Source organism: Solirubrobacter soli DSM 22325, assembly GCF_000423665.1.
Taxonomy (GTDB): Bacteria; Actinomycetota; Thermoleophilia; order Solirubrobacterales; family Solirubrobacteraceae; genus Solirubrobacter; species Solirubrobacter soli.
This window is the reverse complement of record NZ_KE384069.1, coordinates 485,149-506,001: the sequence shown is the minus strand read 5'-3', so window position 1 is coordinate 506,001 and position 20,853 is coordinate 485,149. Positions and strand designations below refer to the sequence as shown.

21 protein-coding genes and 1 pseudogene are annotated in these 20,853 nt (G+C 70.7%); 9 read left to right on the top strand and 13 right to left on the bottom strand.

Annotation, left to right across the window (positions count from 1 at the left end):
• Window positions 1-8: 8 nt before the first annotated feature.
• Window positions 9-758, bottom strand: coding sequence for an enoyl-CoA hydratase/isomerase family protein (locus tag G569_RS53260; RefSeq protein WP_053227271.1), 750 nt, complete (start codon window positions 756-758; stop codon window positions 9-11).
• Window positions 755-1,450, bottom strand: coding sequence for a nuclear transport factor 2 family protein (locus G569_RS0131865; RefSeq protein WP_028066423.1), 696 nt, complete (start codon window positions 1,448-1,450; stop codon window positions 755-757). The genes G569_RS53260 and G569_RS0131865 overlap by 4 nt, the downstream gene beginning before the upstream one ends.
• A gap of 46 nt (window positions 1,451-1,496) precedes the next feature.
• Between G569_RS0131865 and G569_RS0131860 the strand changes: the two genes are divergently transcribed.
• Window positions 1,497-2,240: an enoyl-CoA hydratase/isomerase family protein gene (locus tag G569_RS0131860; protein ID WP_053227270.1), complete on the top strand. Its 744-nt coding sequence runs from the start codon at window positions 1,497-1,499 to the stop codon at window positions 2,238-2,240.
• On the opposite strand, the gene G569_RS0131855 is transcribed toward G569_RS0131860, so the two are convergent.
• Complete coding sequence (locus tag G569_RS0131855; protein WP_028066421.1) at window positions 2,215-3,864, bottom strand: class I adenylate-forming enzyme family protein; 1,650 nt, start codon at window positions 3,862-3,864, stop codon at window positions 2,215-2,217. The genes G569_RS0131860 and G569_RS0131855 overlap by 26 nt on opposite strands.
• Window positions 3,865-3,910: 46 nt before the next feature.
• Here G569_RS0131855 and G569_RS59420 point away from each other — a divergent pair, with 46 nt between their 5' ends.
• Together G569_RS59420 and G569_RS53250 are read left to right on the top strand one after the other, a co-directional pair.
• Window positions 3,911-5,749, top strand: a complete 1,839-nt coding sequence (locus G569_RS59420; protein WP_084285868.1) for an amidohydrolase family protein — start codon at window positions 3,911-3,913, stop codon at window positions 5,747-5,749.
• Complete coding sequence (locus G569_RS53250; protein ID WP_037500421.1) at window positions 5,742-7,112, top strand: acetyl-CoA carboxylase biotin carboxylase subunit; 1,371 nt, start codon at window positions 5,742-5,744, stop codon at window positions 7,110-7,112. Before G569_RS59420 ends, G569_RS53250 begins: the two co-directional genes overlap by 8 nt.
• Here G569_RS53250 and G569_RS53245 read toward each other — a convergent pair.
• Genes G569_RS53245 through G569_RS53240 form a run of 3 tightly spaced genes read right to left on the bottom strand, consistent with a single transcriptional unit; the run spans window position 7,101 to window position 8,342 of the window.
• Window positions 7,101-7,577 (bottom strand): VOC family protein, encoded by a 477-nt coding sequence (locus G569_RS53245; protein ID WP_053227269.1) that lies wholly within the window; start codon window positions 7,575-7,577, stop codon window positions 7,101-7,103. The genes G569_RS53250 and G569_RS53245 overlap by 12 nt on opposite strands.
• A 1-nt stretch (window position 7,578) precedes the next feature.
• Entirely contained in the window at window positions 7,579-7,944 is a 366-nt protein-coding gene (locus G569_RS0131835; protein ID WP_028066419.1) for a MaoC family dehydratase, read from the bottom strand.
• Entirely contained in the window at window positions 7,941-8,342 is a 402-nt protein-coding gene (locus G569_RS53240) for a hypothetical protein (RefSeq protein ID WP_053227268.1), read from the bottom strand. Before G569_RS53240 ends, G569_RS0131835 begins: the two co-directional genes overlap by 4 nt.
• Before the next feature lie 53 nt (window positions 8,343-8,395).
• On the opposite strand from G569_RS53240, the gene G569_RS0131825 reads away from it, so the two are divergent.
• A complete protein-coding gene (locus tag G569_RS0131825) occupies window positions 8,396-9,007 on the top strand; it encodes a DNA-3-methyladenine glycosylase family protein (protein ID WP_028066418.1) in 612 nt (203 codons plus the stop codon).
• On the opposite strand, the gene G569_RS53235 is transcribed toward G569_RS0131825, so the two are convergent.
• The 3 genes from G569_RS53235 to G569_RS0131810 are packed head-to-tail and all read right to left on the bottom strand — an operon-like array spanning window position 9,000 to window position 10,990.
• Window positions 9,000-9,644, bottom strand: a complete 645-nt coding sequence (locus G569_RS53235) for a TetR/AcrR family transcriptional regulator (RefSeq protein ID WP_169542288.1) — start codon at window positions 9,642-9,644, stop codon at window positions 9,000-9,002. The genes G569_RS0131825 and G569_RS53235 overlap by 8 nt on opposite strands.
• 42 nt (window positions 9,645-9,686) lie before the next feature.
• Window positions 9,687-10,322, bottom strand: a complete 636-nt coding sequence (locus G569_RS0131815; protein ID WP_084285864.1) for a TetR/AcrR family transcriptional regulator — start codon at window positions 10,320-10,322, stop codon at window positions 9,687-9,689.
• A gap of 35 nt (window positions 10,323-10,357) precedes the next feature.
• Window positions 10,358-10,990 (bottom strand): PLL family lectin, encoded by a 633-nt coding sequence (locus G569_RS0131810; protein ID WP_028066416.1) that lies wholly within the window; start codon window positions 10,988-10,990, stop codon window positions 10,358-10,360.
• Window positions 10,991-11,360: 370 nt separating this feature from the next.
• Between G569_RS0131810 and G569_RS0131805 the strand changes: the two genes are divergently transcribed.
• Window positions 11,361-13,427, top strand: a complete 2,067-nt coding sequence (locus G569_RS0131805; protein WP_028066415.1) for an endo-1,4-beta-xylanase — start codon at window positions 11,361-11,363, stop codon at window positions 13,425-13,427.
• Between the two features lie 34 nt (window positions 13,428-13,461).
• Window positions 13,462-14,433, top strand: coding sequence for a M91 family zinc metallopeptidase (locus G569_RS59415; RefSeq protein ID WP_157592454.1), 972 nt, complete (start codon window positions 13,462-13,464; stop codon window positions 14,431-14,433).
• On the opposite strand, the gene G569_RS0131795 is transcribed toward G569_RS59415, so the two are convergent.
• From G569_RS0131795 to G569_RS0131785, 3 genes are read right to left on the bottom strand one after another with little or no spacing between them, the layout of a single operon-like run.
• On the bottom strand, window positions 14,430-15,308 hold the full coding sequence (locus G569_RS0131795; protein ID WP_211233142.1) for a hypothetical protein: 879 nt from the start codon (window positions 15,306-15,308) through the stop codon (window positions 14,430-14,432). The two genes, G569_RS59415 and G569_RS0131795, sit on opposite strands and share 4 nt — an antisense overlap.
• Before the next feature lie 44 nt (window positions 15,309-15,352).
• Window positions 15,353-16,942, bottom strand: coding sequence for a class I adenylate-forming enzyme family protein (locus G569_RS0131790; protein WP_028066412.1), 1,590 nt, complete (start codon window positions 16,940-16,942; stop codon window positions 15,353-15,355).
• Window positions 16,930-18,312: a phytoene desaturase family protein gene (locus G569_RS0131785; protein ID WP_028066411.1), complete on the bottom strand. Its 1,383-nt coding sequence runs from the start codon at window positions 18,310-18,312 to the stop codon at window positions 16,930-16,932. The genes G569_RS0131790 and G569_RS0131785 overlap by 13 nt, the downstream gene beginning before the upstream one ends.
• 63 nt (window positions 18,313-18,375) lie before the next feature.
• Between G569_RS0131785 and G569_RS0131780 the strand changes: the two genes are divergently transcribed.
• The 3 genes and pseudogenes from G569_RS0131780 to G569_RS0131770 all read left to right on the top strand — a co-directional run bounded on the left by G569_RS0131780 (window position 18,376) and on the right by G569_RS0131770 (window position 20,250).
• Complete coding sequence (locus G569_RS0131780; protein ID WP_028066410.1) at window positions 18,376-19,728, top strand: phytoene desaturase family protein; 1,353 nt, start codon at window positions 18,376-18,378, stop codon at window positions 19,726-19,728.
• 25 nt (window positions 19,729-19,753) lie between these two features.
• Window positions 19,754-19,975, top strand: a pseudogene (locus G569_RS0131775) (EamA family transporter); the annotation flags it as partial.
• 83 nt (window positions 19,976-20,058) lie between these two features.
• The gene (locus tag G569_RS0131770; RefSeq protein WP_028066408.1) at window positions 20,059-20,250 is read left to right on the top strand and encodes a hypothetical protein; all 192 of its coding nucleotides are present in this window, start codon (window positions 20,059-20,061) and stop codon (window positions 20,248-20,250) included.
• On the opposite strand, the gene G569_RS53225 is transcribed toward G569_RS0131770, so the two are convergent.
• Window positions 20,247-20,792, bottom strand: a complete 546-nt coding sequence (locus tag G569_RS53225; RefSeq protein WP_053227264.1) for a DUF1707 SHOCT-like domain-containing protein — start codon at window positions 20,790-20,792, stop codon at window positions 20,247-20,249. The genes G569_RS0131770 and G569_RS53225 overlap by 4 nt on opposite strands.
• Window positions 20,793-20,853 lie beyond the last annotated feature (61 nt).

Genomic DNA, 20,853 nt, shown 5'->3' with positions numbered 1-20,853 from the left:
CCTCCGGGTCAGAACTCGGGCGCCCGCCGCTCCTTGAACGCGGCGATCCCCTCGGCGAATTCCTCGCCGACCTGCAGCAGCGCGATCGACTCGGCGACCTGCGACTGCGTCTCCCATGCGCCTTTGCCGAGGATGCCCTTGCCGACCGAGGTCGCGAGCGGCGACCGCAGCGCGATGATCCCCGCCAGGCGCTCGGCCTCGGCCAGATGCTCGCCCTCGCCGACGACGATGTTGACCAGCCCCGCGAGCCGGGCCTCCTCGGCGCTCAGCGGCAGGCCCGTGAGCACCATGTACTTCATCCAGTGCAGGTTCACGTGCGCCAGCCCGCGCACCATGCCCGGCCCGGGTACGAGGCCGACGCCCGCCTCCGGCGTACCGAAGCGCGCCGTCTCGTCGGCGACGACGATGTCGCACACCATCGTCAACTCGCACCCGCCGCCGAGGGCATGGCCATGCACCGCAGCGATCACCGGCTTGGGGAGCTCATCCCAGGCCCGGAAGCCGTTCAGCGCCTCGCGCATGTACGCGCGGCGCGCGGCGACGCCCTCCGGGATGTTGCCGAAGTCCTCGATGTCCCCGCCGACGCTGAAGCACTTCCCCGCGCCGTGGATGACGACGACCCTCACGCTCTCGTCGGCCTCGAGCTCGGCGGCCGTCGCGCGCAGCTCGTTGTAGAAGCTGCGCGGCATCGCGTTCAGCTTCTCCGGCCGGTCGAGCTTCAGCCAGGCGACGCCGTCGCGGATCTCCGAGGTGATCATGACCAGAGCGCCGCGCCGGCGCCGATCGAGACGAACAGGCCGCGGGTCGCTCCGGCGAGGTCCCAGCCGTCCCCGTGCGGGAAGTCGGCGGTGCCGGTCAGCGTGCCGGTGGCGACGACGGCGGCGAGGCCGTCGAGCTCGGACAGATCCGCATCGCCGTGGACGAGCAGCACGTCTCCGGGCTTCGGGTCCTCGGTGGTCGCGCGTGCGGCGAGCGGGCCGGCCGGGGCGCGTTTCCAGATCCCGCTCAGCTCGACGGCATCGCCCCTGCGCACCTCGCGCAGGGCGGCGCGGGTCCGCGCGCTGCCGTCGGTCTGCGCCTCGGCGTCGGTGAGGCGGGCGCGGACGAGGTGCGAGTCGTACCAGGTGACGAGCTTGGTGATCTTGCCGTCGGGGTCGAGGTCGAAGACGTCGACGGCCTCGAAGGTCAACGGGGCGCCGGTGGCGAGCTCGCCGGTGAAGTCGATCTCGACCGTGGCGGTCGCGCCGTCGATCATCGTGCGCGTCGGCCGGTCGTGGTGGACCGGGTAGCGGGCCAGGACCATGTCGAAGTAGGCGGCGATCTGCGCCGGCCCGGTGCGGGGCTTGACCCCGGGCGCGACGAGCACGCCCTCCGGGGCGAACAGCGCGGCGACATCGGCGTAGCGTTCGCTGTTGATGCCGGCGAAGTAGGCATCGAGGACAGCCCTCATGGGTTCAAACTTACCAGCCAACCGGTTGGTTGGCAAAATAGGATTCATGGACACATTCGAGATCGCGCGGCGCGGCGACGGCACGGCGCTCGTGACCATCAACCGGCCGGACAAGCTCAACGCGATGAACCACGCGTTCTTCCGTGAGCTGCCGGAGGTGATGCGGGAGCTCGACGAGGACCCGGACGTGCGCGCGATGGTCCTCACCGGCGCGGGCAAGGCGTTCTCGGCGGGCGGCGACATCACCGACTTCCATGCGCTGAACGGCATGCTCGACTACCGCCGCCAGGTCAAGATGGCGCTCGAGGGGTTCCTGGCGATCGAGCGGGCGGAGACCGTCGCGATCGCCGCGGTCAACGGGCTCGCGTTCGGCGGCGGGACGGAGATCACCCTGGCGTGCGACATCGCCTTCGCGTCCGAGCGGGCGCGGTTCGCGTTCAAGGAGATCACGCTCGGGCTGATGCCGGGCTACGGGCTCGTGCGCGGGCCGGAGGTGATGGGGCGCGCGTGGACCCACTGGCTGGCGCTCTCGGGTGACGAGGTCGACGCGGCCAAGGCGCTGGAGATCGGGCTGGTTCAGCATGTCTCGCCGGCCGACACCTTGCTCGAGGACGCGCTGGCGCTGGCGGCACGGATCGCCGCGCACCCGCCCATGGGCCTGCGGATCGCCAAGCGCTTCATCAACCGGGCCGCGCCGTCGGCGATCGCCGAGTCGATCGAGGCGACCGCGTTCCTGCAGGCCGACCCCGACACCCGCGCCCGCGTCAAGGCGTTCGTGGACCGGCGCTGACCGCGCGCGGGTCGAAGACGTGCACGCCCGGGCGGTCGGCGCCGCCCTCGGCGAGCTTGTGCTTCTGGATCTTCGCGCTCGAGCTCTTCGGCAGCTCCTCGTGCAGTTCGATGTACATCGGGACCATGAAGCGCGGCAGCCGCTCGGCCAGCCACGCGTGGTAGGCGGGAACGTCGAAGTCTTCGGTCGTGGGCGCGACGTCGAGCTTGACCTCGTGCTCGCCGAACTCCCCCGGCACGCCGACGGCCGCCGCCTCGGCGACCTCGGGGTGTCCCATGGCGATCGACTCCAGCTCGGCGGCGGAGATGTTCTCCCCGCGGCGCCGGATCCGGTCCTGCAGGCGCCCCGCGAAGTGCACGTGGCCTTCCTCGTCCACGAATCCGACGTCGCCGGTGTGGAACATGAAGTTGCGGAACGCCTCGACGGTCGCCTCGGGCTCCTTGAAGTAGCCGCGGGCCATCGCGTCGGTCATCCGCGGGCGGTAGACGAGTTGGCCGAGCTGGCCGGGCGGGAGGAGCCGGTCGAGCTCGTCGACGGCGCCGTACTCCATCCACGCGACCGCGTGGCCGACGGTGTCGTACCCGACGTCCGGGATCATCTCGCTCTGCATCGGGTGCGGGTAGACCTCGGTCATCCCGTAGCCCTGCCAGAGGATCCGGACCTTGAAGCGGCGCTCGAACTCCTTGCCGTCGGGCGGGAACGGGAGGCAGAACAGCTTCTCGAGCTTGTGCTCGGGCGGCTCGGCCGGGTTCTTCATCAGGATCGCGGCGAGCGGGCCGAGCAGGATCGCGAACGTCGCGCCGCAGTCGGCGATCTCCTGCCAGAACGTCGTCGCGGAGAACTTCGGGCGCAGGACGGCCGTGCAGCCGGCGTGCAGCGCGGAGTTGGAGACGATGTGCAGCGCGGCGACGTGGAAGAGCGGCAGCGGCGTCGTGAGGACGTCGTCGGGCGTGTGGTCCTGGCCGTCGGTGACGAGCGCGCTGTAGAGGTAGAGGAAGTGGTGCGGGTAGACGACGCCCTTGGCGTTGCCCGTGGTGCCGCTGGTGAACTGGATCAGCGCCATCTGGCTGCTGTCGGGGAGACGCTCGGCGTCCTGTTCGGAGCGACCCTGGAGCCAGTCGTCCCAGCGCACCACACGTGCGCCATGCAGCGAAGGCGGCGCGTCACCTTCGCCGGCGACGACGAGCAACTCGACGGCGCCGAGGGAGTCCAGCGCCTCCAACTGCGGGATGAGGTCGGCGCGGGCGACGAGCGCGCGGACCTCGGACTTGACGATCACCCGCTCGAGCAGCACGCCGCGGGCGTCGGCGTTGAGCGGCACGGCGACGCCGCCGGCCGTCTGGGCGCCATAGAACGCCGGGAAGAACTCGACCTGGTTGCGCAGGAACAGACCGACGTGCGCGCCGCGCCCGACGTCGGCCTCGACCGCGTGGGCGACCCGGTTGACGATTCGCTGGGCGGCGCCGAACGTCAGCGGCTCAGCGTCGTCGAAGACCAGCCACGGCTTGTCGGGGCGCTCCTGCGCCTGCGCCCGCAGGACGTGCAGCATCGTGCGCTCCGGCTGCTCGAAGCGAGCGCCGAAGCGACCGAGGTCCGGACCCTTTCCTCGAAGCAGCTCTCCCATGCCCCGGATCATACGCCACCAATCAACTGTTTGGTAGGCTCGCGGCGTGCGGCTCCCGGCTCGCCTCCGTCTTTCACCTGACCAGCGGCGGCGGCTCGCCGGGACCGGGCCGGCCGACCTGGCGCTCGTGAATGGTCGCGTGCTGAACGTCTTCACACGCCGGCTCGTGCCGGCGGACGTGGGGATCGCCGGCGGGCGGATCGCGTGGGTGGGCGAGGGCGAGGCGCTGGCGTCCTACGACCTCGGCGGGGCGATCATCGTCCCCGGTCTGATCGACCCGCACGCGCACGGCGACATCACCTGCACGCCGATCCAGTTCGCCCACGAGGCGGTGCGCCACGGGACGACGACCGTCGTGCTGGACGCCTATCTACTCGCCGCGTTCCTCGACGACGACGCGCTGGCGCGGGTGATGGACGCGCTCGAGGCGCTGCCGATGAAGGTCCTCTGGGGGCTGCGGCCGACGCGCGACAGCGGGGGCGCGTCCGACGACTCGCGGCTGCCGCTTTCACGGTTGCGACGGTTGCTAGAGCGGCCGGGCGTGGCGAGCACGGGCGAGACGACCGCGTGGCGGGCGTTGCTCGAAGGCACGGACCCGCGGGTGGCGACGTTCGTCAGCGAGGCCGCGGACCTGGGTCTCGGCGTCGACGGTCACCTCCCGGGCGCGTCACCGCGGACGCTCGCCCGCGTCGCCGCCCTGGGCGTCACCTCCGACCACGAGGCGATCGACGGCGACGAGCTCGCGGCGCGGGTCGAGGCGGGGATCTGGGCGATGGTCCGCCACTCCTCGCTGCGCGCCGACGGGCCCGAGCTCGGCCGCGCGATCGTCGCACGCGGCCTCCCGGTCGACCGGCTGATGCTGACCGCCGACGGCGCCACGCCGCAGACGCTGGTGGGCGGCCACGTCGACACCGTCGTCCGCAAGGTGATCGAAGGCGGCGTCCCGCCGGTCGACGCGGTGCGGATGGCGACGCTGCACGCGGCCACCTACCTCGGCCTGGACGCGCATGTTGGCTCGATCGCGCCGGGCCGCTGCGCGGATCTGCTGGTGGTGGACTCGCTCGAGGCGTTCGCGCCGACGCGCGTGATGTGCGACGGCGCCTGGGTCGGCGAGTCGCGCGAGGACCCGATCGACTGGGCCGCGATGACGGTCCCGTTCGCCGAGGCGCCGCTCGACGCCGAGACGCTCGTCCGAGTCTGCGAGGGCGCGCCACCGCTGCGCATGGGCGGCGTGATCGCGCGCCTCGAAGGCGGCGCGGCCGGCGCTGCCGGGGCCGGCGGCGCGGCCGGCGCGAGCGGCGTGGCCGGCGCGAGCGGCGCGGCCGGCGCGAGCGGCGCTGGCGACGCAGCCGGGGCGAGCCGCGCGGGCGGCGCGAGCGGCGCGGGCGGCGCGAGCGGCGCGGGCGACGCGGCCGGCGCGGGCCGCGCGGGCGACGCGGCCGGCGCGAGCGGCGTCGCGCCGACCTACGTCGCCCTCGTCGCGCGCGACGGCACGCGCCTCACCGGCACGACCACGCGCGACCTCGACGTGCGGGCCGTCGCCACGTCCGTCACCGCGACGATGGACGTGCTGCTCATCGGACGCGACCCCGAGGCGCTCGCCGTGGCCTACCGGCGGGTCGTCGCGCTCGGTGGCGGGCTCGTCTGCCCGGGCGCGGAGGTCGCCCTGCCGACCTTCGGGCACCTCTCGCCGCGGCCGGTGCCTGAGCTCGCCCACGCGCTCGACGACTTCGAGCGCGTGGCCGGTCTTCCCGCCATGCCGCCGCCCTTTACGTACAGATCGATGTTCCTGACCCTGCCCGCGCTGCCCGGCATCTGCCTGACGCCCGATGGGCTGCTGGACGTGCGGGCGCAACGGCGACTCACGGAGGCCGTGCATGTTTGAGAAGGTCCTGGTCGCCAATCGCGGCGAGATCGCGATCCGGGTGCTGCGCACGCTGGACGAGCTGGGGATCGCGGGCGTCGCCGTCTACTCCGAGGCCGACGCGGACGCGCTGCACGTCCGCCGCGCGTCAGAGGCGCACCTGCTCGGCCCCGCGCCCGCGGCCGAGAGCTACCTGCGCGGCGACCGGATCATCGAGATCGCGCTGGAGAGCGGCGCGGAGGCGATCCACCCCGGCTACGGCTTCCTCGCCGAGTCCGCGACCTTCGCGCAGGCCTGCGCGGACGCCGGCCTGGTCTTCGTCGGGCCGCCGGCGTCGGCGATCGAGGCGATGGGGTCCAAGACCCGCGCCCGGGAGCTGATGCGCACCGCCGGCGTGCCCATCGTCCCTGGGACGACGGAGCCCGTCCCGACGCTCGAAGCCGCCGAACGAGCGGCGCTCGAGATCGGCTACCCGATCGCGGTCAAGGCCGCGGGCGGCGGGGGCGGCAAGGGCTTTCGCGTCGCACAGTCGCCGGAGCAGCTCGAGAAGGCGTTCACGGGCGCGGCGGGCGAGGGCGAGCGGTTCTTCGGCGACGCCACCGTCTACCTCGAGCGCTACCTGCCGGACCCGCGCCACGTCGAGGTCCAGATCCTCGCCGACGGCGAGAACAACGTCATCCATCTCGGCGAGCGCGACTGCTCGATCCAGCGCCGCCACCAGAAGCTGATCGAGGAATCGCCCGCGCCCGCCGTCGACCCCGAGCTGCGCGAGCGGATCGGCACCATCGCCACCGACGCCGCGCGGGCGGTCGGCTACCGCGGCGCCGGCACGATCGAAGGCCTCCTCTCCGACAGCGGCGAGTACTTCTTCCTCGAGATGAACACCCGCGTGCAGGTCGAGCACTGCGTCACGGAGGCGGTCACGGGGATCGACATCGTGCGCGAGCAGATCCGCGTCGCCGCCGGCCTTCCGCTCTCGGTCGCGCAACACGAGGTCGTCCTGCGCGGCCACGCGATCGAGTGCCGCATCAACGCCGAGAACGCGGCCAAGAACTTCGCGCCCGGCCCGGGCACGATCGGCGCGTACCGCGAGCCGGGCGGCCCGTTCGTGCGCGTCGACTCCGGCGTGGAGGCCGGCACCGTCGTCTCCCCCTACTACGACCCGATGCTGGCCAAGCTGATCGTCTGGGACGTCGACCGCGCGTCGGCGACGGCACGGATGCTGCGCGCCCTCGACGAGTACGAGATCGAGGGCCTGGCGACCCTGCTGCCGTTCCACCGCACGCTGTTGCGCACGGAGCAGTGGGCGGCGGGATCGACGTGCCGCGAGCTGATCGGCGACCGCGCCTGGCTGAAGGCGATCGGCGCCGCGCTAGTCGTCTGAGCCGTTCTGCCAGGTGCCGTCGACGGCCTTGTATGGCCGCGCGACCTCGACCAGCGTCCCGTGGGTGCTCTCGGGCATGACCCAGGTCCACTTCTGCCAGGGCATGCTGGGGTCCTGGTTCTCCTCGGGCAGCGTCTTCAAGCCCTCCTCGGCCAGGCGGCGGGCGACCGCGCCCGGGTCGTCGGTGGTGAAGCAGAGGTGGTGCACGTGCTCGCCGCGCTTCTCCAGCCGGCGCCCCAACGGCGTGTCCGGCGCGGGCTGCATCAGCTGGATCTCGGCGCCGTGGTCGGAGACGAACGTCGCCCAGCGCATCTGGTCGTCGCCGCCCTCGAAGTCGTCGTAGCGGACGATCCGCTTCTCCAGCTGGCCCGGGTCGAGGGCGCGGAGGATCTTGGTCCAGTCGTCGATCGCCTGATCGAGGTCCTTGACCAGCAGGCAGACGTGGGCGAAGGGTCCGGAAGGCATCTCAGGTCTCTCCTCGGTCGGGGGGAAGGATCAGCGTGGCGGTGCCGTCGACGACACGCGTGCCGCCGTCGACGTCGAGCCAGATGGAGCAGGTCGCCCGGCCGTCCTGGACGGACTCCACGCGGCCGGCGGCGATCACGCGGTCGCGGGCGAGGACGTTGGCGAGGAAGCGGACGTCGACGCGGAGCACCTGCGCGCCGGGCAGCGCCTCGCGCAGCATGTCGAGCACCCACGCCAGGTTCGCCGGGCCCTGGTTGACGGGACGCGGCCCTTCGAGGTGGATCGGGTTCGGGTCGTCGAGCACGACCGCGAGCGTCTTCATCCGCTCGGCACTGACGGACTCGATGACCAGCGGGCCGAGGTTCATGCGTCCCGCCTCGGCAGGATGAAGGTGTTCGTGGTCGAGGCGACCTCGGCACCGTTCGGCGCGACCAGCCGCTCGCGGAACGTCAGCACGTCGAACGTGCCGGCCTTGCGGCCGTGCTTGCGCTCGAGGCCGACGACCTCGCCGGTCACCGTGTACGAGACGTCGAGCTCCAGCGGAGCCGAGAACGCCAGCTCGACCGACCCCAGCATCGGCCCTTCGTTCACGTCGAAGTCGGCCAGCGCGCACAGCTCGGCGACGCTGATCCCGATCCCGCGCTGGGTCGCGATGTACGCCCAGATCGGATGCGGCTCCGGCCACGCACCGGTGCCGAGCGCCGCGACGAGCTGCTCCTGGTCGGCGGCCGTGATCGTGAACGACCCGGCGGGAAGAGTGGTCACGCCGAGAAATCTACCAAGCGTTTGTTAGTCACGCCAACGTGTATCAATCACGGATGGACAGATGGATGCCCGGAAGGGCGGCGCTGCGGGCCGCGGACCCGCGCATGGCGGCGCTGGTGGACGCCCGCCCGGAGCTCGATCCCGACGCGTTCTTCGATGGCTGGTCGTCGTCGGATCTGTGGAGCGCGCTCGTGACCCAGGTCATCGGCCAGCAGATCTCGCTCGCGGCCGCGGGCGCGATCCGCGGCCGGCTCGAGGCGCTGCACGACGGCCTCCTCCCCACTCCGGCACAACTGCTGACGCTGGACGACGACACGCTGCGCGCGGTCGGACTCTCGCGCGCCAAGATCGTCTACCTGCGCGACCTCGCCGCCCGCCTCGCCGACGGCCGCCTCGACCTCGAGCGGCTGCGGGCGCTCGACGACGACGCCGCCCGCGCCGAGCTCACGCAGATCAAAGGCGTGGGCCGGTTCACGGCCGACGGCGTGCTGCTGCTGACGCTCCGCAGGCAGGACGTCTGGCCCGCCGCGGACCTGGCGTTGCGCCGCGCGGTGGGCAAGGTCTGGGCGCTCGTCCCCCCGCCGACGCTGCGCGAGACGGACGCGCTCGGCGAGCAGTTCCGCCCGTGGCGCACGCTCGCCGCGATCTACCTGCTGACTACGTGAGCGCGAAGCCGCCCTTGACACCGCGGCTGACGAACGCCGTGCAGGTGTCGGCGATGCTCTCGGGCGTGTCCTTGGAGCCCGCGTGGAACCAGCGGTACGGCCAGATGACGGTGGCGAACACGCAGTTGGCGAGCATCCCGGAATCGACCGACGCGTCGGCCAGGCCGGCCTCCTGCGCGTCGCGGATCAGGTCGCGCATGAAGCGGTCGTGACGCTTGCGCCACGCGACCACGGCCCGCCGGCGCTCCTCGCTCAACCGGTCGAGCTCGTGGTAGTAGATCGAGATCCGGATCAGGTCGTTGAGGTTGTGCACGACGATCCGGCGCACGTAGAGCTCGATCCGCTCCAGCGGGCTCAGGCCCTCCACCGCGAGCACGTCCTCGAGGATCGCCTCGACCTCCTTGTGGACCTCCTCGAAGATCCGGAAGAGCAGGTCTTCCTTGGTCTTGATGTAGTGGTAGAGGCTGCCCTTGAGGATCCCGAGCTCGTCGGCGATGTCCTGCACGGTGGCGGCGGAGTAGCCGCGCTCGTAGAACACCTTCGCCGCGGCGGCGACGACTTCCTCGTCGCGCTTGCGGCGCGCGCGTGACGCCGCGGGTGCGGCGCGTCGAGCTGTCTTGTCAGTTGTCCGAGTCACGGGCGCTCGTCCTCGCCATGCGCCCGCTGCGGCGCAAATTTTCTACCGGTCGATTGGTAGATTAGCGTTGCCGATCACGCCGCGCAATGCGAACGCGGCGCACGTGGACGCCACCTTCTCGCGGCCGTCGCGTCCCTTGCGGAACCAGCGGTAGGTCCAGATGATCGTGGCGAAGATGCAGCGCGCGGCGATCTTGGGGTCCAGCCCGGGGTCGGCGAGGCCCGCGGCCTGCGCCTCTCCGATCAGCCCGATCACCCAGGTCTCGTGCTCGCGCCGGCGGCCGACGATCGCCTTCCGGCGCTCCTCGGTCAACCGCTCGAGGTCGTGGTAGTAGACCGAGACCCGCAGCAGGTTGTCGATGTTGTACTCGACCTGCTTGCGGATGTAGATCTCCAGCCGCTCGATCGGGTTCAGTCCCTCGAGCGCCGCGACCTCCTCGAGGATCAGATAGATCTCGTCGTGGGTCTCCTGCAGCAGGCGGAAGAGCAGGTCTTCCTTGGTGTCGATGTAGTGGTAGAGGCTCCCCTTGAGGATCCCCAACTCATCGGCGACGTCCTGCACCGAGGCGTCCGAGTACCCGCGCTCGTAGAACACCCGCGCCGCCGCATCCAACACCTCGCGATCGCGCTTTTTCGGCGCCTTCGCCGGCGCTGCGGCGGCTTTGCTGGTTCGCGGCATGGTCGTCGGAGTCTAGACGAGGTGCAGGTCGACTCTCATCGTTCGATTCCTACCAAGCGTTTGGCCGATTTCACGGCTTGATCGGCAGCACGTCCCAGATCGTGGTGTCGGCGGTGTCGGCGTACATCGTCAGCTTCGCGTCGGGGCCGATCGCAACCACGTCGATCTCGCCGTCCGGCCGCATCGGACTTCCCGGAGTCCCGCGTGACGAGCACCGGCCCGCGATGCCGGCCCGCGTTCTTCCCGGTCACCGGCGACTCCGTCCAACCGGCCGCGGGGCCGGCCTGGCTCCGCACCAGCACGGAACCGGTGAACCCGGTCGTCGCGATCCGCAGTTCGCCACCGGGGAGCAGCGCGGCGGACGGGGCGTAGCCCGCGTTGCCGGCCCCGGCGAGGATCGTGCCCATCCACGTACGCGTGCCGGCGGTGTTCGAGTAGGTGCTCAGCGAACCGTCGGGGGCGATCGCGACGACGACGGTCTCGCCGTCGGGGCGCTGCACGACCGCCGGGGTGGCGGCGCCCGTCCAGGTCGGCGGGATCGGGGCCGGCGGCGGGAAGTCGCCGAGGATGTAGAGCGTCGGCTGCGGCCCGTCGGCGGGCAGCGTGCGCGATGTGACCTTGTTCCAGGCGTACAGGTCGGCCTCGGTGATGAACACCTTGTCGCCCACGACGCGCTCGACGTAGGCGATGTGGCCCGTCGGGTTGCGCTTGGCCGGCGCCCACCAGGCGACCGCGCCCGGCCTCGGGGCCGTTCAAGCGGTTCGCGACGTAGGCGGTGCTGTAGCCCGAGGACCGCGGTGATCCCCAGGACGCCCGAGAGAAGGGCGACCGAACACGCGATTCTGTGAACCATTCTGATTTGCCTAACCGGACCGGACCCCGAAGGTTGCGGGCAGGTGAGATTTCGCTAAGCAACTCATTAACTCGCGCCCACCAACTCATCCATAACGGGTAATTGGAACAGAATTCACAAAACAGCGTCGATTTGACGGCAATCGTCGATTGACTTACGTCAATTCGTGACATACGTTGCGGCGCATGAAATCTCCGCGCCTCGGGTTCGCCGGCGCGGCGAGTGTCCTCGCGCTTGCGCTGACGCCGTTGGTCGGCGTCGGCAGCGCTTCAGCCGTCGATTACTCGCTGCCGTCCTTGTGGCAGGCCTACCAGAACGACTTCACCATCGGCACGTTCGGCAACTGGAACAGCCAGCAAGCGCTGTACCACTACCGCTCCAACGCCCTGCCGAACGCGCTCAAGCTCGACAGCCAGATCGGCACGAGCGCCACCAACAGCCTCTCGCGGCAGCAGTACGTCGCGAAGGTCGCCCAGATCAACGCCGACACGACGCTGACCGATCAGCAGAAGGCGGACGCGATCGAGGTCGCCAACGAGCAGATCGTCCTGCAGCCGACGACGGGCAACGGCCAGGCCGAGCAGGTCCTGCAGCAGATCGAGGCCTACAACGCGGCCAACCACCTGACGGATGCGACCAAGAAGGTCGTCCGCGGGCACGTGTTCGCGTGGCACGGCGGCCAGCAGCCGAACTGGTTCTTCTGCAACGGCTTCACCTATGACGCCGCCAACCCGGACTGGGCGAGCCCCGCGACGATGCTCAAGCGGCTCGACAACTACATCCACGCGATGACGGACAAGTACGCCAAGTACTCCGACATCATCGTGTCCTGGGACGTCGTCAACGAGGCCGTGGACGACTACAGCGGCCAGATCCGCAACGCGGACACCCCGCAGGTCAGCCAGTGGGGCCGGATCTTCCGCCGCCCCGACCTCGACGGCAACCCCGACGCGCGGCTGGCCGCCGAGTCCGCGTGGGTCCGGCAGGCGTTCGAGTCCGCGCGCAAGTGGGAGAACGCGGACGGCGTGCACTGGAAGCTCTACTACAACGACTACCAGGACTCCGACAAGCCGTACGAGCCGAAGATGAGCCAGACCATCAAGATGCTCAAGCCGATCCACGACGCCGGCAACATCGACGGCTACGGCATGCAGGGCCGTCTGGCGTACGCGTATCCGTCGATCGCGCAACTGAAGGCGCAGATCCAGGCCGGCCTCACCGTCGCCGACGAGATCTCGATCTCCGAGGCCGACACGCGCTCAGACTTCGAGCCCAACCCCGACTACGACCCGACCCAGCCCTCGCGCCCGGTGACCGCCGCCGACGGCAACGACCCGGCGCATCAGTGGCCGACCTACGGCTCGTGCTCGTGGGCGAACCGCTCCGCGGCCAACGGCAACACGTTCGACGTCTGCAACTCCCCCGTCCGCCGGATCCCCGCCTGGGGAACAGGCCGCAACGACGCGCTGGCCAACAGCCCGGACATCATGAAGAAGCAGGCGGACTTCGAGGCCGACTGGATGGACCTCTTGATCTCCTACAAGGACAAGGTCAAGTACTTCGACATGGACGGCACGTCGGACTCGAGCACGTTCAACAGCACCGACGGCGCCCACCTGTGGTCGGGGCTGACGGGCAACCCGGAGAAGTACTCGTTCTTCGCCTTCCTCGGCGCTCCGGCGCGCGAGGCGATGCGCAACGAGATCGCGCGCGTGGACACGCTGGTGCCGCAGACCTACGCGGCCGACGCGTGGCAGAAGGTGCTCGCCGCCCGCGACGCCGCGCAGGCGCTCGTCGACGTGCGCATCTACTCGATCGACGACGTCAACGCCGTCAAGAACGCCACCGGCGCGCTGCATGACGCGATCGGCGACTACCAGGCCACGACCGCGGACGGCGGCGTCGGCGGCTCCGTCGGAGCAACGCTCGCGCTGACCCTCGGCGCGCCGGCGAGCTTCGGCGCCTTCACGCCGGGCATCGACCACGACTACACGGCGTCCACCACCGCCAACGTGGTGTCCACCGCCGGCGACGCCACGCTCAGCGTCTCCGATCCGGGCACGCTCACCAATGGCGCGTTCTCGCTCGCGAGCCCGCTCCAGGTCGCGTTCTCGAAGTCCACCTGGACCGCTCCGGTCTCCAACGACCCGGTGAACATCTCGTTCAAGCAGCACATCGGCGCCAACGAGGCCCTGCGAACGGGCAACTACTCGAAGACGCTGACCTTCACCCTCTCGACCACCACCCCATGAGAACCCGCCGCTGCGGAGGGTTAGGCTTGCGAGCGTGGAGCTCCGTCCGCAGCGGCCAAGATCGGCATCCGTCGGCGGGGCGCCGGCGCCGGCCGCGCGGGCGCCGGACATGCTCCGGCGCCGCACGGCCTTGAACACCGACTCGAGCCTGCTGCGGCACCCGATCACCCCGGCGATGCTGACCCAGCAGCAGGCCCGGCTGCGGCGCGTCGACTCGCTGCCGGCAGCGCCGGGGATCACCGTCCAGCGCGGCCTTGACGACGCAGGCGCATACACGGACCTCGTGGCCGACACGCGCGCGTCGATCAGCCGGCTGCGCCAACGGCCCGCGGGCCAGGCGCTGCTCGCCGGCATCCAACAGCGCGCGGGGGTGCTCCCGCCCGACGCACGAGCGGACAACACCCCCGCCGAGCACGCCCGCGCGGCCGCGGCGGTCAACATCTCCTCGGCGCGCGGCGCGGGTCACGCGCAGAGCCCACGACTGCGCGGCGGTGATGTCCGGTCCGTCCGTCCCGCGTACCGCTATGACGGTCAGGCCGGCGCGGGGACGGGAAGCGTCGTCCGCTACAACGAGAACGAGCCCCGCGCGGCCAGGTTCATCGGCCTCGGGCACGAACTCATCCACGCCCATCGCGCCGCCCACGGCCTCGGCGTGAGCCCGGTCGCGGTCAGTCCACAGGGCGACGACCCGATCCTCCATCCGCCGACCGCGCCGATCGTCTCGCAGGTGCTCGAACACCGAGCACAGATGCGCGAGGAGTTCGAGACCGTCGGGCTGACGCCGACGCCCCCGGCGCTGTGGCAGCAGCGACTCCCCACAGCTCCGCCGACCGAGAACGCGCTGCGCGGCGAGCACGGTTTGCCGCTGCGGACGTCGTACTCCGGCGCCGTTCCCGGCGCCGACGATCAGATGGTCCGCAACGTCGACGAGGGGACGGACCGCAACTTCCGCTGGCCCTGGAACCCGTCGCCGGTCCAGCGGCTCCTGAACCACATCGGGGCCTAAGCGTCAGCCCAGGAGAGCACTCGCAGCGCGCGCAGCGTGATCCACCGCGAGGGCTCGCCTGGCCCGTCGTCGAGCTCGAACCAGACCCGGCCCGGCACGCGCCAATCCAAGGCCCAGGTCCCGTCGGGACGGCGTTTGGACCGCAGATGCGTAAGGGCCTCGGCCAGCCGCGGATCGGGCGGACCGCCCACGGCGCGGAAGTAGTCCAGTCCGCGCAGGACGTCGTAGCGCCAGCGGTTCGGGTGCAGGAAGGCGAGGAAGCGCTCGTCGGCGGGCTCGCCCGTGCTCAGCCGGCGGAACAGGTGGCGCTCGAGCAGGTACTCCTCGCCCGCCCGCCGCGCCTGCAGCGACGCGTCGGTCCCGCCGGTCGCGCGCTCGAACTCGAGCAGGCCTTCGAGCACGTTGATCGTGCTGTCGAAGGAGGAGCGGACTGAGCCGAACTCGCGCCGGCAGTTCCAGCCCCCGTCGGGCTGACGCTCGCCTACCAGCCGCTCGACGATCGGGCTGACATCGACCCCGAAGTAGGCGCCGTCGGCGACCGTGCGGCCGTTGATGCACTCCTCGACCTCGCCTTCCCAGTAGGGCTGGCCGTCGTGGTCCCAGCGCGAGTTCGCGCCGACCAGCTCGACGGTCCGGCGGGCGCGGTCGGTCGCCGGGTCCAGGCCGAACTCGCGCAGCTGCGCGAGCGCGTACGCCGTCGCCGTCCACGGCTGGCCCTCGCGCTCCCAGTCGCTCGGCGTGAAGCCGCGGGGGACGAACGAGCCGCCCGCCCACTGGCCGTCGTCGTCCTGCAAACCGAGCAGCCGGGCGCCCCAGCCCTCGGTCTCGACCTTGGCCCGCTCGGCGCGCCACTCCGCGCCCAGCAGGTCGCGCATGACCTGCCAGCGGATCGCGGGGTCGGAGTCGAGCAGCCAGGCGACTACGCCTTGATCTGCAGCTCCTCGATGATCTGCTCGCGCAGGCGGAACTTCTGGACCTTGGTCGCTGACATCGGCCACTCGTCGACGAAGCGTACGTGGCGCGGCACCTTGAAGCGGGCGATCGCGCCCTGGCAGTAGCCGATCAGCTCCTCCTCGCTCGCCTCGGCGCCTTCCCGCAGCTCGACGAACGCCACCGGCACCTCGTCCAGCCGCTCGTCCGGGATGCCGACCGCCTGCGCGATCAGCACCGCGGGGTGGGTCATCAGGTGCGCCTCGATCTCGGCCGGCGACAGGTTCTCGCCCCCGACGCGGATGATGTCCTTGATCCGGCCGTGGTAGCGAGCGGCGCCGTCGGCGGTGAGCGAGCCGAGGTCGCCGGTGCGCATCCAGCCGCCCTCGAGGAACGTCGCCGCGGTCTTCTCGGCGTCCTTGTAGTAGCCGTCGAAGAGGATCGGGCCGCGCAGCTGGATCTCGCCGCGCTCGTCCGGACCGAGCGGCGCGTCGGTCAGCGGGTCGGCGATCCGCAGCTCCAATCCGGCGATCGGCGGACCGACCGTCTCGCTGCGCAGCTCCAGCGACGCGTCGATGTCGGTGTAGGTCGCGCAGCCGCAGCTCTCGGTCATGCCGAAGGTCGTCACGACCGTGCAGCCCGGCAGCTGCTCCTGCAGCGAGCGCAGCGTCGTCGGGGCGCCGACGACGAGCGCGCTGGACGCGACCAGCTCGACCTCCGCGTACCGCGGATGCGTGAGGACGCCGAGGAGGATGTTCGCGTAGGCGGGATAGAGCGCGGTCGGCTTCTCACGGATCAGCAGCTCGACGGCGCTGTCGGGCTCGAAGAACGGCGCCGTGACGATCGTCATGCCGTGGGTGACGCAGGCCACGCTGACGCCCATCGCGGCGATGTGGAACATCGGGCACGGGTTCCACATGCGGTCGTCGGGCCCGAGCCGCATCGCGTGCGAGACGGCGCCGCCCCAGACCCGCACGATCGACTCGTGGGAGATGATCGCGCCGCGCGGCTCGGCGGTCGTGCCGGAGGTGTAGAGGATCATCGCCGGGTCGGCGACGCTGACGCCGTGGCGGCGGGTGTGCACCGCGGCCTCCCCCACGTCCTCCCCGCGCGCGTCGAAGTCCGCGTCACCCTTGCCCAGGACGACGGTGTGGCGCAGCAGCGGCGCTCCCCCGCGCGCGTCGATGCTGTCGCGCAGGAGGTCGTGATAGTTGACGTAGGCGTCGTTGGCGTCGTTGGTGATCACGCACGCGAGGTCCGCGTTCTCGACGATGAAACCGAGCTCGCGGGTGCGGAAGCGGGCGTTGATCGGGACGATCGTGCAGCCCGCCAGCGAGACGCCGAAGTAGGTGGCGAGGATGTCGAAGCCGTTGGGCATCAACACGCCCACATGCTCGCCAGGCTCGACACCGAGGCCGATCAGGTTGCGGGCGATCCGCAGCGCGCGGTCCGCGAGCTCGCCGTAGGTGTGCGAGCGATCGGGCAGCGCCACCGCGACGTGATCCGGGCGCGCGTCAGCGGAGCGCAGCAGTGCGTCGCCCATCGTGATCGCCTCGGTCCAGGGCTTCAGTAGCGCCATCCGAATCCCTCCAGTCGCCGTCCCAGGTAGTCCTCCACCGCCGTGAGCCCGGCGCGCGCGGCGCGGTCGACGCCGATCCCGCGGCTGCGGAAGGTCTCAGAGGCGAAGTACAGCCCGTCGACGTTCGGCGCGCGCCAGTGCGGGCGGAACATGCCGACGAGTCCGGGCTTCTGGATGACGCCGAACGACGGGTCGTGCACGAGGTGCCGGCGCCGCCAGTAGGCGTTCTTCAGCCCCGGGAACATCGTCTTCATGTCGGCTTCGAAGCGCTCGAACATCGTCTTCAGGTACGCGGCGTCGCGTGCCTTGGCCCCATCGATGATGGCGCCGGAGACCATCAGGTTGACGCCGTCGGGCGCGGTCGTGGGGTCCATCGCCGACTGGTTGAACGCGAAGCCGGACAGGCGGGAGGTCGGTGCGTGCAGCCAGGTCGAGATCTCGCGCGGGTTCAGCGCGAAGGTCTCCTCGCGGGTCGCCATGTAGAGCCCGACCCACGAGATCCGCAGGGCGTCGCGGGCCACGAAGCGGATCTGGTCGACGTACCAGTCCGGCAGTGCGCTCTCCGGCACGACCCGCAGCACATTCCAGACCGGCAGCGTCGAGATCACGCAGTCGGCCTCGAGCACCTCGCCCTCGAGGTACTCGTTGGGCATCACCTTGTCGCGGCCGAGCACGACCCCCTGCACGACGCCGTCCTCGATCAGCACGGTCTCGACGGGCACCCCGAGCATCACTTCGCCGCCATGCTCGCCCACGGCGTCATGCAGGTCCTGAAAGAGCCCGTCCCAGCCCTGTTCAGGCCAGAACGAGTACCCGGCGACGCGCGCCTCGGAGTAGTGCATCTTGCGGACGTACAGGTTGTCGGAGGCGCTGTGGTCGTACCAGTTGTCGGTCATGCACTCGAGCACCGAGAGGAACTCCCAGAGGTCGATCACGCCCTGGTCGGACGTGTGCCGGCGCATCCACTCGCGCAGCGGCCGGTCGTCCCAGCGGTCGAGCTCCTCGTATGGCGTGTCCATCAGCGCCTTGATGACCTTCTTGAGCTCTGACTTGTCGCCGCTGTAGCGGTCGCGGATCGAGCCCCAGACGTTCTTCTCGTGATCCCACACCGGCATGTCGGACGAGACCGCGCCGTGCCCGAGCCGCTTGCCGACGTGCTCGAAGACCTTCGTGATCCCGGAGCCCGAGTCCTCGAGCAGATGGCCGCCGAGGTTGAGCTTGAAGCCCTCTTCGGGCACCGCCATGCCGCGCCCGCCGAGGTGGCGCGAGGCCTCGACGACCTTGACCGAGCGGCCTTCTTTGGCGAGCAGCGCACCCGCCGTCAGACCGGCCGCCCCGGCGCCGATCACCACGACGTCGACTTTCGCCATTCTCTCCTCGCCCTTTCTACCAACCGCTTGATTGGTTCCCGCAACTATGACAGATTGGCCGACATGAAATACGACGTGATCGTGGTCGGCGCCGGGACCGCCGGATTGGTCGCCGGTTCGCTGCTCGCGAAGCAGGGCAAGCGCGTCGCGATCGTCGAGAAGCACCGATACCTGGGCGGGCGCGCGATGGAGCATCGCTTCCGCGGCCACCAGATCGGGCTGGGCTCGCACCTGGTCGAGGATCCGGGCGACAGCCTGACCCGCGCCTGCGAGTACATCGGGGTCGACCTGGTCCACTCCGAGCGCAGCGACTCGATGCCGTTCTGGGACAAGACGGGCTGGAAGCCGATCCAGGAGTACTACGGCGGCGAGGCCAAGAAGGGGCTCAAGCGCTGCATCGAGGCGCTGACCGAGACGAGCTTCGCCGAGCTCGACACGCTCGATCACCTGTCGCTGCGCGAGTGGATGGCGCGCCATTCGAGCGACGAGGGCGTCTACCAGGTGTGGGAGGCGATCTCGGTGCTCGAGCAGATCACCTTCAACTGGTGGGAGCACTCGGCGTCGGAGAACCTGTTCGCGCGCAAGCTGCACTACGAGCGCAAGCGCACCGCCGGCTACTCGTTCTGGCCGATGGGCGGGTGGGAGTCGCTGTGGAAGCGGGTGGCCGCCGCCTTCGAGGCGCTCGGCGGGACGCTCCACATGCCCGAGAAGGTCGAGCGGGTGATCGTGCGCGACGGGGCGGTTCGCGGCGTGGAACTTCGCGGTTGGGACGAGCCGCTGGAGGCCGACGAGGTCGTCGTCAACGCGCCGGTGTGGGACATCCCCGCACTGTTCGACGACGGCGCGCTGCCGTGGGACTGGCTGCAGCGGGTGAAGCTGCTGGCCAACAACAAGAACAAGGCGTGCTGGATCGGCTACTGGATCGCCGCCGAGGAGCCGGTGATCGCCTCGAGCGAGCTGGAGATGGCGTCGTTCTTCGCCACGCCCCGGACCGGCCTGCCCGGGTTCACCTTGAACTTCACCGGCTACGACCCCGGGGTGTCGCCCAAGGGCGAGTACCTGACCTGCTTCGGCGCGGCGTTCGACGCCACACGACGCTACGGCGACAAGGCGTGGCTCGACCAGCAGTTCCACGACCTCTGGCTCGACATCGAGGACATGCTGCCCGCCGCGCGCGGCGCGCTGTGGAAGAAGCCGCACCTCGTCACGACCTACGGCGTGATCTGCAAGCCGGGCATGGTCGGCGCGACGCGGCCGGACGCGATGGTGCGCGGCGTCGACGGGCTGTGGCTGACGGGTGACACGACCCGTGCGCGTGGCATCGGCGTCGACAAGGCGGCGCGCTCCGGGCTGACGACCGCCGAGGCGGTCCTCGGCCGGCGCCTGGACTTCTTCTCCGACAGCGTGCGGTACTGACCCGTGCGCCGGGCGCGCGTGGTTCTGGATGCTCTACATGGTCCTCGGCGGGACGCTCGCGCCGTACCTGCTCTGGTCGGCGAGCCTCAAGCGCCTGGACGTGTCGCGCACCGCGTCGTTCATGTACCTGGTGCCGGTCTTCGCGACCACGTGGTCGGTGCTCCTGCTCGGCACGGCACTGACCAGCGTGACCGTCGTGGGCGGCGCGGTCGTGCTCGGCGGCGTGGTCCTTACGCAGCGCGCGTGAAACGTTCCAACAACCGGCCAACCTTTCGACAAACGCGTGGGTCTAGACCTCCGACCATCACGTCACGAAAGGACCACCGCCCCATGCGTACCGCTCGCCTCCTGCTCGCCGCCACCCTTGCTGCGTCCGCGCTGAGCGCGGCTCCGGCGATCGCCGCGACCCCGTCGCTCAGCCCGCTCTCGACCGTCCCGACGACGGCGCCCATCAACACCTCGCAGGGGATCATCATGCGCGACGGCGGCGTCTGCGACCCGATCCGCCACATGGGCTGTTAGCGCCCGACCAGCTTCTCCCACAGCCGCCGGTGGCGGATCCGCACGTCGCCGAAGAACGTCCCGCCCGTGAGCACGATCCGCGGCGCTCCCGCAACCGGGGGCGCCGCCTCGTGGCGGAGCCGGCCGATCGGGGTCTTGGTCTGGATCTCGACCTCGACGCCCTCCGGCACCAGCAGGTCGACGTTCCCGAACAGCGTCCAGGCGTGGATCCGGGTCTCGTTGGCCGAGATCTGCGCCTGGCGCAGGTCGAGCTTGATCGTCCCGAAGAACGTCCGGAAGTGGTTCTCGGCTGGGATCAACCAGCTGCCGGAGCGCTTGATGTCGCCGAGCGCCCGCACGTCCGGGGCCTGCGCCTGCACGGGTGCGAGCGACCGGGCGGGCAGGTCCCGCGTGAGCGCGTCGAGCTCGGAACGCATCACCGCGCCCGCCGCCGTCTCGACGCGGTCCGACAGCTCCTCGAGCGTCAACCGCCCCTCGGCCGCGGCCTCGCGGAGGCGGTCGACGGTGGCGTCGCGCTCGGCGTCGGATGCGCGGATCTCCATCACGCTGGACTCTATGCCTTCGCCTTGAGCCATACTGATCGCCGCTTTGGGAGGGAGACGG

What these genes read in the sequence shown, in the direction of transcription:
- G569_RS53260 (WP_053227271.1), bottom strand. Translation starts at nt 758, where the DNA reads ATGATCACCTCGGAGATCCGCGACGGCGTCGCCTGGCTGAAGCTCGAC.
- G569_RS0131865 (WP_028066423.1), bottom strand. Translation starts at nt 1,450, where the DNA reads ATGAGGGCTGTCCTCGATGCCTACTTCGCCGGCATCAACAGCGAACGC.
- G569_RS0131860 (WP_053227270.1), top strand. Translation starts at nt 1,497, where the DNA reads ATGGACACATTCGAGATCGCGCGGCGCGGCGACGGCACGGCGCTCGTG.
- G569_RS0131855 (WP_028066421.1), bottom strand. Translation starts at nt 3,864, where the DNA reads ATGGGAGAGCTGCTTCGAGGAAAGGGTCCGGACCTCGGTCGCTTCGGC.
- G569_RS53250 (WP_037500421.1), top strand. Translation starts at nt 5,742, where the DNA reads ATGTTTGAGAAGGTCCTGGTCGCCAATCGCGGCGAGATCGCGATCCGG.
- G569_RS53245 (WP_053227269.1), bottom strand. Translation starts at nt 7,577, where the DNA reads ATGCCTTCCGGACCCTTCGCCCACGTCTGCCTGCTGGTCAAGGACCTC.
- G569_RS0131835 (WP_028066419.1), bottom strand. Translation starts at nt 7,944, where the DNA reads ATGAACCTCGGCCCGCTGGTCATCGAGTCCGTCAGTGCCGAGCGGATG.
- G569_RS0131825 (WP_028066418.1), top strand. Translation starts at nt 8,396, where the DNA reads ATGGACAGATGGATGCCCGGAAGGGCGGCGCTGCGGGCCGCGGACCCG.
- G569_RS0131815 (WP_084285864.1), bottom strand. Translation starts at nt 10,322, where the DNA reads ATGCCGCGAACCAGCAAAGCCGCCGCAGCGCCGGCGAAGGCGCCGAAA.
- G569_RS0131805 (WP_028066415.1), top strand. Translation starts at nt 11,361, where the DNA reads ATGAAATCTCCGCGCCTCGGGTTCGCCGGCGCGGCGAGTGTCCTCGCG.
- G569_RS0131795 (WP_211233142.1), bottom strand. Translation starts at nt 15,308, where the DNA reads ATGCGCGACCTGCTGGGCGCGGAGTGGCGCGCCGAGCGGGCCAAGGTC.
- G569_RS0131790 (WP_028066412.1), bottom strand. Translation starts at nt 16,942, where the DNA reads ATGGCGCTACTGAAGCCCTGGACCGAGGCGATCACGATGGGCGACGCA.
- G569_RS0131785 (WP_028066411.1), bottom strand. Translation starts at nt 18,312, where the DNA reads ATGGCGAAAGTCGACGTCGTGGTGATCGGCGCCGGGGCGGCCGGTCTG.
- G569_RS0131780 (WP_028066410.1), top strand. Translation starts at nt 18,376, where the DNA reads ATGAAATACGACGTGATCGTGGTCGGCGCCGGGACCGCCGGATTGGTC.
- G569_RS0131770 (WP_028066408.1), top strand. Translation starts at nt 20,059, where the DNA reads ATGCGTACCGCTCGCCTCCTGCTCGCCGCCACCCTTGCTGCGTCCGCG.
- G569_RS53225 (WP_053227264.1), bottom strand. Translation starts at nt 20,792, where the DNA reads ATGGAGATCCGCGCATCCGACGCCGAGCGCGACGCCACCGTCGACCGC.